Source organism: Parageobacillus sp. NEAU-HV-2 (assembly GCF_059115485.1).
Map to the genome: position 1 here is coordinate 182,011 of NZ_JBXUJJ010000001.1, position 14,552 is coordinate 196,562.

Annotated in this window: 19 protein-coding genes and 1 pseudogene; 8 read left to right on the top strand and 12 right to left on the bottom strand. The window is 45.6% G+C overall.

Annotated features, from left to right (window positions below; all coding sequences use genetic code 11):
• The first annotated feature begins 196 nt into the window (after positions 1-196).
• Genes AC1WMD_RS01015 through AC1WMD_RS01025 form a run of 3 tightly spaced genes read left to right on the top strand, consistent with a single transcriptional unit; the run spans position 197 to position 1,899 of the window.
• Positions 197-925, top strand: coding sequence for an MBL fold metallo-hydrolase (locus AC1WMD_RS01015; RefSeq protein WP_043903753.1), 729 nt, complete (start codon positions 197-199; stop codon positions 923-925).
• Between the two features lie 5 nt (positions 926-930).
• The gene (locus AC1WMD_RS01020; protein WP_494255772.1) at positions 931-1,509 is read left to right on the top strand and encodes a TetR-like C-terminal domain-containing protein; all 579 of its coding nucleotides are present in this window, start codon (positions 931-933) and stop codon (positions 1,507-1,509) included.
• A gap of 54 nt (positions 1,510-1,563) precedes the next feature.
• Entirely contained in the window at positions 1,564-1,899 is a 336-nt protein-coding gene (locus tag AC1WMD_RS01025) for a YrdB family protein (RefSeq protein ID WP_494255773.1), read from the top strand.
• Positions 1,900-1,907: 8 nt separating this feature from the next.
• On the opposite strand, the pseudogene AC1WMD_RS01030 reads toward AC1WMD_RS01025, so the two are convergent.
• A pseudogene (locus AC1WMD_RS01030) lies at positions 1,908-2,053 on the bottom strand (ISNCY family transposase); the annotation flags it as partial.
• A 163-nt stretch (positions 2,054-2,216) separates the two neighbouring features.
• Between AC1WMD_RS01030 and AC1WMD_RS01035 the strand changes: the two are divergent.
• Positions 2,217-3,722: an L-lactate permease gene (locus AC1WMD_RS01035; protein ID WP_494255774.1), complete on the top strand. Its 1,506-nt coding sequence runs from the start codon at positions 2,217-2,219 to the stop codon at positions 3,720-3,722.
• An 89-nt stretch (positions 3,723-3,811) separates the two neighbouring features.
• Here AC1WMD_RS01035 and AC1WMD_RS01040 read toward each other — a convergent pair whose 3' ends face one another.
• The gene (locus AC1WMD_RS01040) at positions 3,812-4,303 is read right to left on the bottom strand and encodes a YajQ family cyclic di-GMP-binding protein (protein ID WP_043903755.1); all 492 of its coding nucleotides are present in this window, start codon (positions 4,301-4,303) and stop codon (positions 3,812-3,814) included.
• A 188-nt stretch (positions 4,304-4,491) separates the two neighbouring features.
• Here AC1WMD_RS01040 and AC1WMD_RS01045 point away from each other — a divergent pair, with 188 nt between their 5' ends.
• The 3 genes from AC1WMD_RS01045 to AC1WMD_RS01055 all read left to right on the top strand — a co-directional run bounded on the left by AC1WMD_RS01045 (position 4,492) and on the right by AC1WMD_RS01055 (position 8,120).
• A complete protein-coding gene (locus AC1WMD_RS01045) occupies positions 4,492-5,349 on the top strand; it encodes a CvfB family protein (RefSeq protein WP_494255775.1) in 858 nt (285 codons plus the stop codon).
• Between the two features lie 109 nt (positions 5,350-5,458).
• Positions 5,459-6,445: a BMP family lipoprotein gene (locus tag AC1WMD_RS01050; RefSeq protein WP_043903757.1), complete on the top strand. Its 987-nt coding sequence runs from the start codon at positions 5,459-5,461 to the stop codon at positions 6,443-6,445.
• Between the two features lie 22 nt (positions 6,446-6,467).
• Positions 6,468-8,120: a methyl-accepting chemotaxis protein gene (locus AC1WMD_RS01055; RefSeq protein WP_043903758.1), complete on the top strand. Its 1,653-nt coding sequence runs from the start codon at positions 6,468-6,470 to the stop codon at positions 8,118-8,120.
• Between the two features lie 38 nt (positions 8,121-8,158).
• Here AC1WMD_RS01055 and AC1WMD_RS01060 read toward each other — a convergent pair whose 3' ends face one another.
• From AC1WMD_RS01060 to AC1WMD_RS01080, 5 genes are all read right to left on the bottom strand, one after another.
• On the bottom strand, positions 8,159-8,290 hold the full coding sequence (locus AC1WMD_RS01060; protein WP_088124107.1) for a DUF3941 domain-containing protein: 132 nt from the start codon (positions 8,288-8,290) through the stop codon (positions 8,159-8,161).
• 60 nt (positions 8,291-8,350) lie between these two features.
• A complete protein-coding gene (locus AC1WMD_RS01065) occupies positions 8,351-9,214 on the bottom strand; it encodes a DegV family protein (RefSeq protein ID WP_494255776.1) in 864 nt (287 codons plus the stop codon).
• A gap of 112 nt (positions 9,215-9,326) precedes the next feature.
• Positions 9,327-9,527: a DUF3813 domain-containing protein gene (locus tag AC1WMD_RS01070; RefSeq protein ID WP_043903760.1), complete on the bottom strand. Its 201-nt coding sequence runs from the start codon at positions 9,525-9,527 to the stop codon at positions 9,327-9,329.
• A gap of 2 nt (positions 9,528-9,529) precedes the next feature.
• A complete protein-coding gene (locus AC1WMD_RS01075; protein ID WP_017436366.1) occupies positions 9,530-9,682 on the bottom strand; it encodes a hypothetical protein in 153 nt (50 codons plus the stop codon).
• A gap of 88 nt (positions 9,683-9,770) precedes the next feature.
• Entirely contained in the window at positions 9,771-10,577 is an 807-nt protein-coding gene (locus AC1WMD_RS01080) for a Cof-type HAD-IIB family hydrolase (protein WP_043903761.1), read from the bottom strand.
• 162 nt (positions 10,578-10,739) lie between these two features.
• On the opposite strand from AC1WMD_RS01080, the gene yjfP reads away from it, so the two are divergent.
• The gene (yjfP, locus tag AC1WMD_RS01085; RefSeq protein WP_043903762.1) at positions 10,740-11,507 is read left to right on the top strand and encodes an esterase; all 768 of its coding nucleotides are present in this window, start codon (positions 10,740-10,742) and stop codon (positions 11,505-11,507) included.
• 123 nt (positions 11,508-11,630) lie between these two features.
• On the opposite strand, the gene AC1WMD_RS01090 is transcribed toward yjfP, so the two are convergent.
• From AC1WMD_RS01090 to AC1WMD_RS01110, 5 genes are all read right to left on the bottom strand, one after another.
• On the bottom strand, positions 11,631-11,930 hold the full coding sequence (locus tag AC1WMD_RS01090) for a metal-sulfur cluster assembly factor (protein ID WP_043903763.1): 300 nt from the start codon (positions 11,928-11,930) through the stop codon (positions 11,631-11,633).
• Between the two features lie 16 nt (positions 11,931-11,946).
• The gene (locus tag AC1WMD_RS01095) at positions 11,947-13,188 is read right to left on the bottom strand and encodes a hypothetical protein (protein ID WP_494255777.1); all 1,242 of its coding nucleotides are present in this window, start codon (positions 13,186-13,188) and stop codon (positions 11,947-11,949) included.
• 5 nt (positions 13,189-13,193) lie between these two features.
• A complete protein-coding gene (locus AC1WMD_RS01100) occupies positions 13,194-13,403 on the bottom strand; it encodes a DUF2249 domain-containing protein (RefSeq protein WP_043903765.1) in 210 nt (69 codons plus the stop codon).
• Positions 13,404-13,408: 5 nt separating this feature from the next.
• Complete coding sequence (locus AC1WMD_RS01105; RefSeq protein ID WP_043906487.1) at positions 13,409-13,642, bottom strand: DUF2249 domain-containing protein; 234 nt, start codon at positions 13,640-13,642, stop codon at positions 13,409-13,411.
• A 65-nt stretch (positions 13,643-13,707) separates the two neighbouring features.
• A complete protein-coding gene (locus AC1WMD_RS01110) occupies positions 13,708-14,400 on the bottom strand; it encodes a Crp/Fnr family transcriptional regulator (protein ID WP_043903766.1) in 693 nt (230 codons plus the stop codon).
• Between the last annotated feature and the right edge of the window lie 152 nt (positions 14,401-14,552).

Here is a 14,552-nt window from a genome sequence, read left to right on the forward strand (position 1 = left end):
ACGTATATGATTGGAATCAATAACTAGGTAGTAGTGTCGCAACGGCGGAAAGAGAATAAAAAACGCTTATAAAAAAGGAAAAAAAGCTCCCATGAAAACTTTACTCACAATAAGAGAACTTACGGCTTGCAAAAACTAATAATATTAGTTATAATAAAACTAACAATATTAGTTTCAAGAAAATGAGGTGAAACATTTGCGAATCATCCGCAAAAAAACGGTTTTTCAACTGACATTTTTGCCGCGTTTTTTTCCCGTAAATTGTTACTTGATTGACGAAATGGACGGATTGACCTTGATTGACGCTGCTCTGCCCTACAGCGTGAAAGGAATTTTGAAAGCGGCTGAAACCATCGGAAAACCTATCACGCGCATCCTTCTCACCCATGCACATGGGGATCATGTGGGAGCACTTGACGCGCTAAAACAAATTCTTCCGCATGTACCCGTTTATATTTCGGAACGTGACGCCCGCTTAATGTCTGGAGACAGGTCGCTGGGTCCGAACGAACCAAACACACCGATTCGTGGCGGAGTACCTAAAAAACTGCAGACACGAGCAGATGTTTTGCTAAAGGAGGGAGATCGAATCGGCTCGTTGCTGGCGATTGCCACACCGGGACATACGCCCGGTTCAATGACATTTCTCGACACGCGCAACAACGCCTGTATCGTCGGTGATGCATTTCAAACAAAAGGCGGGATTGCTGTATCGGGACAGGTACAACCATGGTTTCCCTTTCCGGCAATGGCTACATGGAATAAAGAAATGGCGCTCAAAAGTGCATACAAAATACGTGAGTACCATCCATCCTTGCTAGCGGTGGGACATGGGCATATGTTGGAGCAACCAGGTGTAGCCATCGACCGTGCCATTGCCAAAGCCGAACGGAGTTTCATACATCCCCCTACAGGAAAGGAGTGACGCAGATGTCTCCAAGAATCGGTTTAGATTTGTCAACGATTCTGCAAACTGCAACAGAAATTGCCGATAAAGACGGACTGGATGCCGTCACATTGGCTACATTGGCTAAAAAACTCGGCGTCCGCCCCCCATCCTTGTACAACCACATCGAAGGATTGCACGGTTTAAGAAAACAACTCGCGGTTTATGGCCTTGAACAACTTTACAGCACCCTGGCGCAAGCGGCCATCGGACGGTCCGGTGATGATGCGGTGCATGCGCTTGGGAAAGCTTATGTAACGTTTGCTCGAACCCATCCTGGCTTGTATGAAGCAACCTTGCAAGCGCCCGATTCACTAGATCCAGATATACAACGTGCAGGTCGTGAGATTGTGAACCTGACTCTGCGTGTGCTTCACGCATACGATCTTGATGACGAAACAGCACTGCATGCAGTGCGTGGTTTGCGAAGCATGTTCCATGGTTTCGCTTCCTTGGAACAGAAAGGAGAATTTAGAATTCCACTCGACCATGACGTGACACTCCGGTTTCTGATCGATACGTTCCTGACAGGGATTCGCCGAAAACAGAAATCGCTGGAGTGAATCCAGCCTCAAAATGACAAAACGACTGAATGATGTCAAAAAAGGAGAATGAACATGGAAATTAAACTGGCGAATCTATTTTTGCGTTTCCTTTTGGAAGTATGCGTTTTGGCCGCACTCGCATATTGGGGATTCAAGAACGGAGAAAATATGCTCGGTAAGATCGGTTTGATGGTTGGGATCCCGCTTTTGATCGCGCTGATTTGGGGGACGTTCGGTTCCCCCGGTGCGCCGTTACTCCTTCCAGAACCGTGGCACTTTATCTTGGAAGTGACGATTTTTGGGGCGGCATCCGTCACCTTGCATGCTGCCGGACATCCCAATCTTGCCAAGGTTTATGTGTTTGTCGTAGTATTGAACCGTTTTCTCATGTTCGTCTGGAAACAATGATCCAAATTCAAAGATTTTTTCGACGCCGGCGGCCTTCCTGTCACATACGGCATTTCCGGCAACGATATAGAGAGTCAATATATCGAAATAAGGATGCTAAAAGTGAGTCGATTTCATAAGACCATGCATGTTCGCTGTTCCAATTGGAAATCATGATCTTGTCCACCCCTTGGTAGTTGGTTTTGGTCACTGTATATGATCTTCAAGGTGGTGGATTTTTTATGTGCATTTATGCATCCATTATGCGTTTTGCAACACGTTCTAGAGAATAATATATATCCACTATAGTGGATAAAGGGGGAGGGGGGGCATGTTCCATGCATGATGCGATTCATTTCTTATTAGCAGGGTTACCTATTTTATTCGCTCTCATTTGTTTAGTTTGGCTTAAAATGTCTGCGCTGTACACCGCTGTCTGTTCGTATGGATTGGCTTTCGTATTGGCTTTTTTTTCTTTTGATGCCTCGGTGCAGAATTTATTTCATTTCTCCGTTCGTGGAATGCTGCTGGCGGTGACGGTCATTTATGTATTAGGGCTTGGGCTGTTTTTATACAACTTGCTGAATGAAAGCGGAGCGATGAATATGATGTCCTACGGTTTATCACGCTTTTGCCGCTCAAAAGCAGAACAGGGGCTGCTTATTTCTGCCGCTTTAGGTCCTTTTCTAGAAGCGGTCAGCGGATTTGGCATTGCTGTGGTGATTGCTGCCCCATTATATCTTTCGCTAGGATTTTCAGCGAAAAAGACAATGATGTTATCGTTATTGACGCAGTCGGCCGTGCCGTGGGGAGCGCTTGCCATCGGTACGGTCATTAATGCGGAGTTATCTGGAGTTCCTTTGCATCAATTGGGGGAGTATAGCGCGATGGTAAGTATGCCGCTTTTTCTTTTTTATGCGGTTATTATTGTGGCCATTAGCGGCGGCAAAAAGTCGATAAGACAATATTTTGATTCCATTATTATCGTTTCGTTCGTGCTGTCATTTGTGACATGGGCTTCCAGCGTGTATATATCTACCGAACTGGCGGGCGTATTGGCGGGAGGAGCTGCCGCTTTTTTGCTCATTGCCTATTGGAAACTAAAGGCGTTAATCAGCCAAAAGAGGGGCAAGGCCGCTACGACGCATGTAGTTATTGGGAGGGGAAACTTTTGGAAGGCAATGGTACCATATGCCGTTTTAACGATATATATATTCGTTTCCCATTTCTCTGCTGCATGTAAGAGCATAGTTACAAGCATCCTCGTTATTCAATGGCCAGAATATCATTTTCATTTGGAGCTGTTGTATAGCCCAGGTTTTGCCCTGTTCCTTGCTTCGCTGACAGCGATATGGCTATATCGGCTGACTAGCGTTCAACTAAAAACCTGTATAGAAAAAACCATCAAACAAGTATATCCCGCCGTAATAGCAACAACGGGCTTTATCGCGATGTCGAGCGTGATGGAGGGGGCGGGAATGACGAATTTCCTGGCTGCTAATATTGCCGCATTAGTAGGTTCGTGGTTTATCATCGCTTCTCCGCTCATCGGTGCGATCAGCGGATTTATGAGCGGCAGCAACAGCGCGGCTAACGCTATGTTTTCCCATTTTCAAAGCACGATGGCTGAGCAATTACATAGTCCCGCACTATTATATGCCACCGCACAAAATGTCTCCGCATCGAACATGACCATGGCATCTCCATCGAGAATCGCTTTAGCAGCTTCTATCACTAACCAGTCTGGACATGAAGGGCAATTTGTGCGAGACATTCTTCCGATTGCTTTTGCTGCTTTGTTGATCATTACGTCTAGTATTGTCGGGCTGGGGCTTTTTCTTTGAATAATTGTGTCTAAAACGCATAATGGAAATAGAGGGAAAGGGCATGAAAAAAGATGCTACGGGCGATTAGTGCCCGTAGCATCACGTTTTTATCGATAATTGACAAATTGCACATCAATCGGCAGGTCGGCTTCGCGAATCGCGGCGATAACCTTTTGCAAGTCATCTTTGCTTTTGCCGCTGACGCGGATTTGATCGTCCTGTATTTGGCTTTTCACTTTCAGGCCGGTGTTTTTTATGATCGTGTTGATTTTTTTCGCGTTTTCCTTGTCGATGCCTTGCACAAGTTTAGCGCGTTGGCGCACCGTCCCCCCAGAAGCCGGCTCAATTTTGCCGTATTGAATATTTTTCGTCGGCACGCCTCGTCTAATGAGCTTGCCAATCAGCACGTCCTTGAGCTGTTCCAATTTAAATTCATCGTCGGAAATAAGGACGAGTTCGTCTTTGTCTAGAGAAATGTCGCTTTTGCTGCCTTTAAAGTCGTAGCGGTTTTTAATTTCTTTCAGTGCGATGTTGATCGCATTGGTGACTTCCGATAAGTCAACTTTCGAAACAATATCAAAGGAACTTTCTTTTGACATACACGACCTCCAGCATTTTTTATTTTATTATAGTAAAATGTGGCAAGGGACACAATAAGAAAAGAAGGATTGGAGCTGAGTACGATGGAAGCGTTCTTGTGATGCAGGGAAAATGACGTTTTACGCGGAACTGTAAACTGGAGTGGGGAATAATAAGCGTGAAAATATAGACAAAGGAAGAGGTTGCGATGAAACGATTAATTCCTGGAGAAATCATGACATTAACGGTAAAACGGGAAGTGCCGTTTGGCTACTTTTTAACGAACGGCACGGACGAAGTGCTGCTACATAAAAGCGAAGCGAATGAAACACTTGCGGTGGACGACGAGGCAACGGTATTTTTATATCATGACCACGACGGGCGGCTATGCGCCACTATGAAAATGCCGAAAATCACGAACAACCGCTACGATTGGGTTGAAGTGGTGGACGTCGTTCCGAGATTGGGCGTTTTTGTCGATATTGGCATTTCTAAAGATATGCTCGTGTCCATCGATGATTTGCCGCCGCTTCGCTCGCAATGGCCACAGCGCGGCGACCAATTATATTGTTCATTAAAAACAGATAAACGCGGTCGCCTTCTTGCTAGGCTCGCTGATGAGGAAACGATGAAACAAATCGCCGTGAAAGCGCCGGAATCAGCGTTTAATCAGAATATTCGCGGCCGCGTCTACCGCGTGATTAAGGTAGGGGCATCCCTTATCTCCGATGTCGGTTATCTCGGTTTTGTGCATGAATCGCAGTGGCGAAACGCACCGCGGCTTGGGGAAGCAGTGGAAGGGCGGATTATCGCCGTCAAAGAGGATGGGACGGTGAACGTATCGCTCTTGCCGCGCAAGCAAGAAAGCATTGACGAAGACGCGGCGGCCATTTATGCGTACTTAGAAAGCCGCGGCGGGGCGATGCCGTATCATGACAAAAGCGATCCCGATGATATTCAAGCGCGCTTTCATATGAGCAAGGCCGCGTTTAAACGCGCTTTAGGCCGCTTAATGAAGGAAGGAAAAGTATATCAAGAAAATGGTTGGACGTATAAGAAGGAATGAAGAGGGCAGAGCCAGTCCGGCTTTGCTTTTTTTCTGCCAAAAAACTTAACAAATATCGAACCGTGCCGATAAACAATAATGGACACCATAAAAAGAAAGGGACGAACCAATGAAACAGCAAAGACGTATATGGCAACTTGGTATCGCGCTATTGGCTATGTTTGTGATGATGTCCGGCTGTTCGACGAAAGAGACAGCGGGAAAGAAAGACAGAATCAAAGTCGGGATTATGTTGTCAGACGTCGGACTTGGGGATCAATCGTTTAGCGACTCCGCGTTTCGCGGATTGATGAAAGCGCGTGATGAACTAGGCATTATTTTTGATTATCGTGAATTGAAAGATACGAAAACGTATGAACAAGGGCTAAAGGAGCTTATTGAAGATGGCAATGATATCGTCATTGGTCTTGGCTTCATGGTACAAGAAGATTTGGAAAAAGTGGCGAAACAATATCCAAAGCAACGCTTTATTTTAGTTGACGCTGTTTCTGATTTGCCAAACGTGACGTCCATTACGTTTAAAGAAGATGAAGGAAGCTTTCTTGCCGGAGTGGTAGCGGCGCTGACGACGAAAACAAACCGTCTCGGGTTTATCGGTGGGGCGGATGTGCCGTTGATTCATAAATTTGCGACGGGATTCGAAAAAGGGGTTCACGCCGTAAAGCCGTCCGCTTCTGTTCAAATTGTCTATGCCGGCGATTTTGGCAATGACAAGCTTGGCGCTAATATCGCCAAAGACATGTTTGCCAAAAAGTGCGACGTCGTGTATACGGCGGCTGGTTTTACCGGAGTCGGTGCGCTTCGGGAAGCGGAAGCGCACGGCGTGTATGCGATTGGCGTTGACAGCGACCAATATTTTTACGCGGAAAAAGCGGTCGTGACATCGATGGTCAAAAATGTCGATGTCGCGTTGTTCAATGTGTTGAAGGAATATGTACGAAACGGGAAGTTGCCGGCGGGAACGGTGGAGCTTGGCCTTGCGGAAAATGGCGTCGGCTTGGCGCCAATTCGCGTCATTCCTTGGGATGAGCAAAAACGGGAGCTTGTAGAACAATGGAGACAAAAAGTGATTGATGGTGAAGTGGCAACAAGATAGATTACAGGAAAAGGGGATTAGAATGACAATTCGCAAAAAATTATGGCTTCATTCGTTTCTTTCGCTTATTGCCGCGATGCTCCTAATGGGGTTCATTATCGTCAATATGTTGTCGATTCAGGCAACGAATAAAAATATCGTGCCGGTGTTGCTGACGGTCGAACGGCTCGAAGCAAGCATGAAATCGGCAAAGCAAAGCTTAAACAACGCCGCTTACAACATGACGGAAGGAAATAAGCAGGAAGTGCTGGCGCAAATCGAAACGACAGAAAAGTTGATTAACAAATTAGAAAAATCGTTGAAACAAAAGGAATTTCTCGCTCTATTAGCGAAAGCGAAACAAAAATTCGCCGATGTGCACACCGAGTCGCTCGCCGCGCTTGACCACCGCAACGCATCAGAGGCAAGACGGCAGGCGATGCGGATTGAAGGTGCGATTAATGACATCTATACGCTGCAATTGTATACAAACGATTACTACAACGAACTTCAGCGCGATTTGCAGGGGCAAATTCATTTTGTCATTTGGACGGCGGTCATCGGCAGCATTGCCCTTATCATGCTGTCAGGAGCGATAAGCCTGCGTCTGACGCGCTCGATTACGAATCCGCTCAAGCGGCTTGCCAACAACGCGGCTGAAATTGCAGGGGGCAATTTGCTCGTCGCGCGCATTGATTATAAACACAACGATGAGCTAGGTGCATTAAATGTGGCATTTCATACAATGGTCGAGGAGTTGAAGCGGCTGCTTCGCTCGGTAGAGGTGGCTAGCCAACAAGTCGAAACGTTTGCCAAAGAAATTGAAGCAGACAACCAAATGCTCACCGAGATTAACCGGCAAGTCGCGGTATCAACGAATGAACTGTCCGCGGGGGCGCAAAGCATCTCTGAAGAATTACAGCAAGCAGTACAGCAGATTGAAAAAATGGATGATACGTTTGCCAAAACAGCGGAGCGAACCAAGCAGACAGCACATTACAGCAAAGCGGCGGTCGAAGCAATTCAACATGGCCAGCAGGCAATAGAAAGGCAACTGCACGCTATCCGAGAAAGCAATGCAGCGATGTTGTCCATTGAAGAAGCAACGAATAAGTTTGCCAGCTATGCTGCTAACATTGAACAAATGGCAAAAGCGGTATCGGATATTGCGGAGCAAACGAATTTGCTGGCGTTAAACGCGGCGATTGAAGCCGCAAGAGCGGGAGAAGCGGGGAAAGGATTTGCCGTTGTCGCCGACGAAGTGCGCAAGTTGGCCGAGCAATCCGCGCAGGCGACAAAGCAAATTTTTGAAACGATTTCGCTGATTAAGCATGGCATTGCCTCGGTTTCCGCAGTTGTCGCCCAAGGAGTAAAAATCGCCGAGCAGCAATCGCAGTCGATTGAAACAACGACAAAGGCGTTTGCTGAAATCGAGGACAAAGTTGCTGGGATCTCCGCCGATATTCAAGCGCTTGTCGATGATGTTAGCATGTCGAAACAATTAGAAGAGAAAGTATTGCAAAATGTGGAAAGCATTAGCGCCGTCGTCGAACAGTCGGCGGCCGGCAGCGAAGAGATCGCCGCTTCGATGGCGGAACAGCTGACGGCGTTTGAAAAAATGGTGGAGAAAGTGACGAAACTGAGACAATTGACCGATGAGCTGCATGAGGTGATGGCGAAGTTTCGGATGGAATGACAATAAGGGCTGTCCAGCATAAAAGGACAGCCCGTTTTTTACAAATGATCCGTCTTCTTCGAATACGCAAATTTCCCCGCCTGGCGGTTTTTTTCGCGCAGCATGTTTTTCTCATGGCGTTTCGCGTTGTTGTCAAGCGCTTTTTTATCGTTATCGCTTGTACGGGACATAGCGGTGTGCACTCCTTTATATAAGATGTACACCGATAGTGTTTTCGAAACAAAGCGATTTTATTCTTCGATATATTTGTTCAAGAAAAAGAGCGCCAATGTGCCCGGACCGGCGTGTGCGCCGATCGCGCCGCCGATTTCAGAGATAAAGAAGCGCGTGCAACCATGTGTTTTTTCAATGAGCTGTTTCAACTCCAATGCCGCTTCTTCGTCGTCGCCGTGGCTGATGCCGATCACTTGTTTTTGCAGATCATCGCCGCGTTCGCCCATGATTTCGACCATGCGCTTTAACACTTTTTTGCGGCCGCGTAATTTCTCAAGCGGAATGAGTTTGCCGTCTTCGACATGGAGAAGCGGCTTAATGTTCAAAAGGCCGCCAACCATTGCTGATGCTTTGCTGATTCGCCCGCCGCGCGCCAGGTACTCAAGATTATCGACCGTAAAAATATGTTCCATATGGCGGCAGTAAGAAGCAATTGTTTCGCATAATAAGTTGTACGGCGTTCCTTTTTCTGCTAGTTCCGCCGCTTTCATCACCGCCAGTCCTTGTCCAAGCGAAGCGCACTTCGAATCGATGATCGTGAGCTGAAACTCAGGATATTCCTCGAGCAATTCATTGCGAATCGCCATCGCGGTTTGATATGTACCCGACAATTGCGAGGAAAACGCGATATATAGGCAAGGGCGGTTTTCTTTCGCATATTGCGTAAACAACTCTTTCATTTTCAGCGGATTCGCTTGCGCGGTTTTCACGATTTGTCCGTTTCGCATCGCGTCATATACTTGTTTTGGTTCGATGGTGATAAAGTCTTCGTATTCTTCGCCATTGAAATGGACAAGAAGCGGCAAAAATGCGATGTTGTGCTTCTGCAAATAAGAATATGGAAGATCACAGCCACTGTCCGTAATAATTTGAATTGACACTGTATCCACCTCTTATAAAGTTAAGATATCTTTTTAGTGTATCGATTATTATAAAGGAAAAACACAATTTTTTCATCCAGAGAAAAAGGCTGTGGAAAGGACTTCACAGCCTTTATTGCGTGAGCTGATCGAGCTCTTCTTGAAATTGACGCAACTGCGCTTTTTCCGCCGTATTGGAATGCGCGTAGGCCGACGATAAGGCGTTTTTGGCGATGGCAATCGCGCGGTCTAGGTCTATATCGGCTTGGCCGCTTGCCGCCTGTTTCGCCTGCATCACCGCTTTGCGCGCTTCTTGAAACAATCGGTTGCCCATCGTTATTCGCCTCCGAGCGATGTTTCGAACGCTTTTTGCGCCTTGCGCTCTTCCGCTTCGGCGTATGTCATATGATAAGGGATTCGTTCGTCATGTTTTTCTACCGCATCGACGCTTTGCTGGATGAAGCGTTTCGATTTGTTTCGTTTGCCCAAGACGTATTCCCCCTTTGGAAAAGTAAAGACGCAACGTTGCGTCATGGATAGTGTAACCGCAAAAGGGGGATTGTAATAAGGCAATTCGTTACAGCTTTAACATCGATTTTAAATATACGCCGATGCCGTCTTCCTCATTGGTGGCCGTTACATCATTAGCGATTTGTTTCAGCGGCTCAATGGCGTTGCCCATTGCGATGCCATGACCTGCCCATTCGATCATCTCTAAATCGTTATCTTCGTCGCCAAATGCGATGACCCGCTCCTTTGGAATATGGAAATAATCAGCGATTTGTTTCAGGCCAAACGCTTTATGGACACCGCTGCGGACAATCTCAATGATATGCCAAGGCTCATTCCAGCGTCTGTGGTGCAATACGTTCGCATGCACATCTGATAAATACGTTTGAATTTGTTCGATATGTTGTTTGTCCGTATGAATAAGGATGCTCGTTGGGTCATCTTTTAATGCATAGCGCAAGTCACCGATTTCGATGGTCGGGTTGCCAAGTCGGACAATATCAAGCAGCACTTCATCATGTTCATGAAAGTATACGTCATCCATCACTTCGGCCAAAATGTTTTTAATCGCGTACGTTTCGCTGAATTCGATAATGTCTTTCACTGTTGGGAGCGGGAGTGGAAAATGGCGGATTCCCCAAGAATGGTCGCGGGGATGATGCACGAATGCGCCGTTGAAGTTAACGATTGGTGTTGTCAGTCCAAGCTCTTCGTAATACATTTTACTGGCGCGGTACGGTCTTCCTGTGGCGATCACGACAAGATGTCCTTCTTCTTTGGCGCGCAAAATCATTTCCTTTGTAAATGGAGAAATCGTTTTGTCATCTTTTAGCAATGTACCGTCTAAATCTAAGGCAATTAAATATCGTTCCATAATGACTCCTTTACCTTCATTTTTTAATGAATGACCGTATGATTGACGATATGGTTGCGGTGATTTTAGTTTTTGTTACATTATAGTGTAACTCTTTTCCAAAATTTTTGTCTACATGTTACTATACCTTATGAGAAAAAGAAAAAAGGAGTTTTGTCGATCATGGTCATTATTGAAAAAGAGGAGATCGCCCAAATACCTGTATTGCACGTTGTTCAAAATAAGAAAAGGGAGGAACGGCTGCCGCTCATTTTATTTATTCACGGATTTACGAGCGCCAAGGAACATAATTTGCACTTTGGCTATTTGCTTGCCGAGGCGGGATACCGCGTGATTTTGCCGGATGCGCTGTATCATGGCGAAAGAGAACAAGCGTTGACCGAGACTCAGTTGCAATTGGCGTTTTGGAATATTGTGACACGTACCATTACGGAAATTAAGCAAATCAAAGAAGAATTAGAACTTCGCAAGCTCATTCAGCCGGACCGGGTAGGGCTTGCCGGTACCTCAATGGGCGGAATTGTCACATTTGGTGCGCTTGCCGTGTATCCATGGATTAAAGCGGCCGTTTCACTGATGGGAAATCCAATGTATGAAGCGTTTTTTGACGCCTTAATTGAAACAGGCAAAAAAATGGGAGTGACGATTCCGCTTTCCGATGAACAACTGAAGCAGGAAAAGGTGCAATTAATGAAATACGACCTTTCCAAACAGCCGGAGAAATTAGCCAATCGCCCGCTTCTCATTTGGCATGGAAAGTGTGACCAAGTTGTGCCTTATTCTTATACATATGAGTTTTATGAGCAGATAAAACCACTTTATCAAGGGAAAGAAGAAAATTTAAAATTTATTTCCGACGATACGGCTGGGCATAAAGTGACAAGGGAAGCGTTTTTAGAAACGGTGAAGTGGTTTATAAAACATGTGTAATAAAAAACGGCTGTGCTGTTTAAAGCATAGCCGTTACATGTTTTGGGAGGATAAAAGCGGTTTAACAGATTTTCCTAAAGGAAAAGCATGGCGTATCGTCCCGCCGGACAATATTTCGGTTCATTAAAAACCACTTAATTGCCGCAACGCTTCTTCGCTCATTCGATCCGGCGTCCACGGCGGATTCCATGTAATTTGCACTTGTACATCGCGGATTCCGTCGATATGTTCCAACGCCCGTTTCACACCGCCGACGATCGAGTCGTGCAGCGGACATCCCGGTGTCGTAAGCGTCATTAAAATATATATGTTGCCATCGTTAATTTGCAAATCATAAATTAATCCTAAATCAACGACATTGATCCCTAATTCAGGGTCAATCACTGTTCGCAGTTGTTCAAGTACTAATTCACGAATATCCATCACCATGGCCCCCTTATCATTTCCATAAAACAGAAATTATTGTACTCGTAAAGAAAAACGAAAATAATGTCATGGCGCTTTGGGCAGCGTAAAAGAGCGGGAGGCTGGAAACGGTTAACGCTATGACCACTCCGACGAGACTAACGGTAAATAATAGGCATTGGATGATCGTCCATTTTTTATTGATCATTTGCTTAAGCGTCGGAACGTTTTCTTGTCCGATTTTTTTGCTGTAGCGGTGCGTCCACCATAAAAACGGGACGATTTTATATAGATAGCCGATAATGCTGAACATAATCCAGCCGAGCACATAAGCGTAAATGACGGTCGCCATGCCGCGGTCATTGCCGGAAAGCGGCAAGAGGAATGCCGCCGTGTGCAAGGTTAAGCCAATGCCGATCGCCAGTAAAGCGAATTGAAACGGCCGGTCTAGTTTTTTCTTTACCCGTTTTTGCAGGATCGTCCATATATGGTAAGCAAATAAGGTAAATCCAGTCAATAAAAGACCGGCACCAGCGGCAAATGGGCCGCGTCCATCCTGGAAAAAGCTGATGAAGGTGACAACCAGTCCCGCCACATAGAAGGCATATACATATCGCGCCAGCTTCATCGAAAATCCGTGGGCGAGAGAGAACATTGGCACCATTTTATACGAAAATCCCATAATCAGCAGGGAAAACCAGCCACACACCCCAAATAAAATGTGTGTTTTCAGGATGAAAAGGTGATCGGCCACTTCGTTGCCGCTCCAAAAATGAAGGGCAAGCGTCAGTCCAAACAGGATGGTCAATAGTAAAAACGCAAGCGCGGAACCGACGAACAATGTCATGATATTTTTTTTCGCCTGTTTCCGCAGCGTCATCCCCATTTGGAAAAGGAAAAGAACAATGCCAAGTACAAGCAGTACCCCCGGGAACAATGCCGCATGGGTATAAAATGTCAAGCTTATGGAAAATGCGATGATGCCGGCTGCTGTTATAAAAAACTGCACAAATCCTAGCAGCTCGCTCCAAATTGGCGTCAAAAATGCGACTGGGACGAGCTGGTACATTGCTCCCATCGCGATCATTAGCGCAAAGCCGAGCACTGCCAAATGAGCTGCCGCCCAGATGTTCGGCAAGCGAAACACGCCGCTGGTCACTGCGGGTCCGGCGGCAAGCAATATCGCCTGTGCCGCAACAAAGGCAACGACGCCAAACACGATGAACAAAAGGGGAAGGCGAATATTCGTTTCATATGCTGTATTGGTTGGGATCATTGCTGTCATCCTTTTGTAATCGTAATTTGAAAGCTGCCGTCTTCCCGCTCCACTGTTTCATATTTATAGCCAAGTTCGTCAAGCTGTTCGTATAAAAACATCGGGCGGCGGTCGTTAATGATGGTTAACGTTTCCCCCGGCTGCAGTTTCCCTAACGCCGCCAATGTTCTCATCATTGGCTGCGGCGGCTCTAGTCCGCGATTATCAAGAATCATCATTCTCACCCCTGTTTGACGAACGTAACTTTCCAATGTTTTTTCTCGATCTGTTCCGCTTCATACGAAAATCCTTTTGCTTTCATAATCGGAAACAGCGGGATCGGTTTAAATGGCGCATGCAAAATAAAGATGTCTCCGGGCTGCAGCGGCTTAATGGCATTCATAATTTTTTCAAACGGTTCGATTTTCTTTTGTAAATCCTCACGAACATCTAACTCTACGATCGTTCCCACCATCATCCCTCCTTTACTGCTATGATAGTAATTTTCATTTTCATTTGTTGTGATTTGCATCACATTCATTAGAAAAAGATTTCTTTTTCTAATCCTTCTTTATCAATAAGGTAAAATCCATCTTCATTAATATCGATCAATCCTTTTCGTTTTAATTGACTGAGCGTTCGGCTTACTGTTTCCCGTGAGGTGCCGATCATATTGGCAAGCTCTCGGTTCGTCACATGAGCAGTCAAAAGGTAAAGCTTTCCTTGACGCACCGCATTTGTTTTCGTTAAGCGCAACAGAAGCATAATAATTTGTTCATACGTGTTATGGAGAATTTGTTCTTCTAAACGATTTTGCAAGTCAACGATTTTTTCGCCCATGACGCGAAATAATTTAATGCATAACTCTGGATAGCAAATTAACGTTTGTTCGAAGTCCGCGATTGGAATCACAATTAACGTTGCTTCGTCGATGACTTCCGCGTGCGCAGGGTACGTACCTTTTAAGAAAAAACCGGTATGCGGAAACATTTCACCTGTCTGCAAAATCGAAACAATTTGTTCTTTTCCGCTCATATCGGTTTTATAAATTTTTACCGTTCCGGAATGGATGAAATAGACGCGTTCTAACGGATCCCCTTGCATAAAAACAAATGTCCGTGGTTTATAAACGCGTACATGGGAAATCGATACGAGTGATTCCAGTTCATGATCGGATAACTCGCGAAAAAGCGGAACATTTTTTAGTCTCTCTTTCATCCAATCATTCGTCATGCTTCCATCTCCTTATACAAATTTTACAAAAATGTGTCTTTTACCAAGTGGAATTCCTTTTGATAAGAATAAAGGAACTACAAAGCTTTCCGTTATTTCTATACTACCATTTTATGAGTTTCTGCATATGCGAGCTGTGACATAAATCATAG

Coding starts and splice junctions, on each gene's coding strand:
- AC1WMD_RS01080 (WP_043903761.1), bottom strand. CDS start 10,577: ATGGAACGATATTTAATTGCCTTAGATTTAGACGGTACATTGCTAAAA.
- AC1WMD_RS01045 (WP_494255775.1), top strand. CDS start 4,492: ATGAAACGATTAATTCCTGGAGAAATCATGACATTAACGGTAAAACGG.
- AC1WMD_RS01040 (WP_043903755.1), bottom strand. CDS start 4,303: ATGTCAAAAGAAAGTTCCTTTGATATTGTTTCGAAAGTTGACTTATCG.
- AC1WMD_RS01020 (WP_494255772.1), top strand. CDS start 931: ATGTCTCCAAGAATCGGTTTAGATTTGTCAACGATTCTGCAAACTGCA.
- AC1WMD_RS01070 (WP_043903760.1), bottom strand. CDS start 9,527: ATGGGCAACCGATTGTTTCAAGAAGCGCGCAAAGCGGTGATGCAGGCG.
- AC1WMD_RS01055 (WP_043903758.1), top strand. CDS start 6,468: ATGACAATTCGCAAAAAATTATGGCTTCATTCGTTTCTTTCGCTTATT.
- AC1WMD_RS01110 (WP_043903766.1), bottom strand. CDS start 14,400: ATGACGAATGATTGGATGAAAGAGAGACTAAAAAATGTTCCGCTTTTT.
- AC1WMD_RS01035 (WP_494255774.1), top strand. CDS start 2,217: ATGCATGATGCGATTCATTTCTTATTAGCAGGGTTACCTATTTTATTC.
- AC1WMD_RS01090 (WP_043903763.1), bottom strand. CDS start 11,930: ATGGATATTCGTGAATTAGTACTTGAACAACTGCGAACAGTGATTGAC.
- AC1WMD_RS01060 (WP_088124107.1), bottom strand. CDS start 8,290: ATGTCCCGTACAAGCGATAACGATAAAAAAGCGCTTGACAACAACGCG.
- AC1WMD_RS01025 (WP_494255773.1), top strand. CDS start 1,564: ATGGAAATTAAACTGGCGAATCTATTTTTGCGTTTCCTTTTGGAAGTA.
- yjfP (WP_043903762.1), top strand. CDS start 10,740: ATGGTCATTATTGAAAAAGAGGAGATCGCCCAAATACCTGTATTGCAC.
- AC1WMD_RS01100 (WP_043903765.1), bottom strand. CDS start 13,403: ATGATTCTTGATAATCGCGGACTAGAGCCGCCGCAGCCAATGATGAGA.
- AC1WMD_RS01105 (WP_043906487.1), bottom strand. CDS start 13,642: ATGGTGGGAACGATCGTAGAGTTAGATGTTCGTGAGGATTTACAAAAG.
- AC1WMD_RS01095 (WP_494255777.1), bottom strand. CDS start 13,188: ATGATCCCAACCAATACAGCATATGAAACGAATATTCGCCTTCCCCTT.
- AC1WMD_RS01050 (WP_043903757.1), top strand. CDS start 5,459: ATGAAACAGCAAAGACGTATATGGCAACTTGGTATCGCGCTATTGGCT.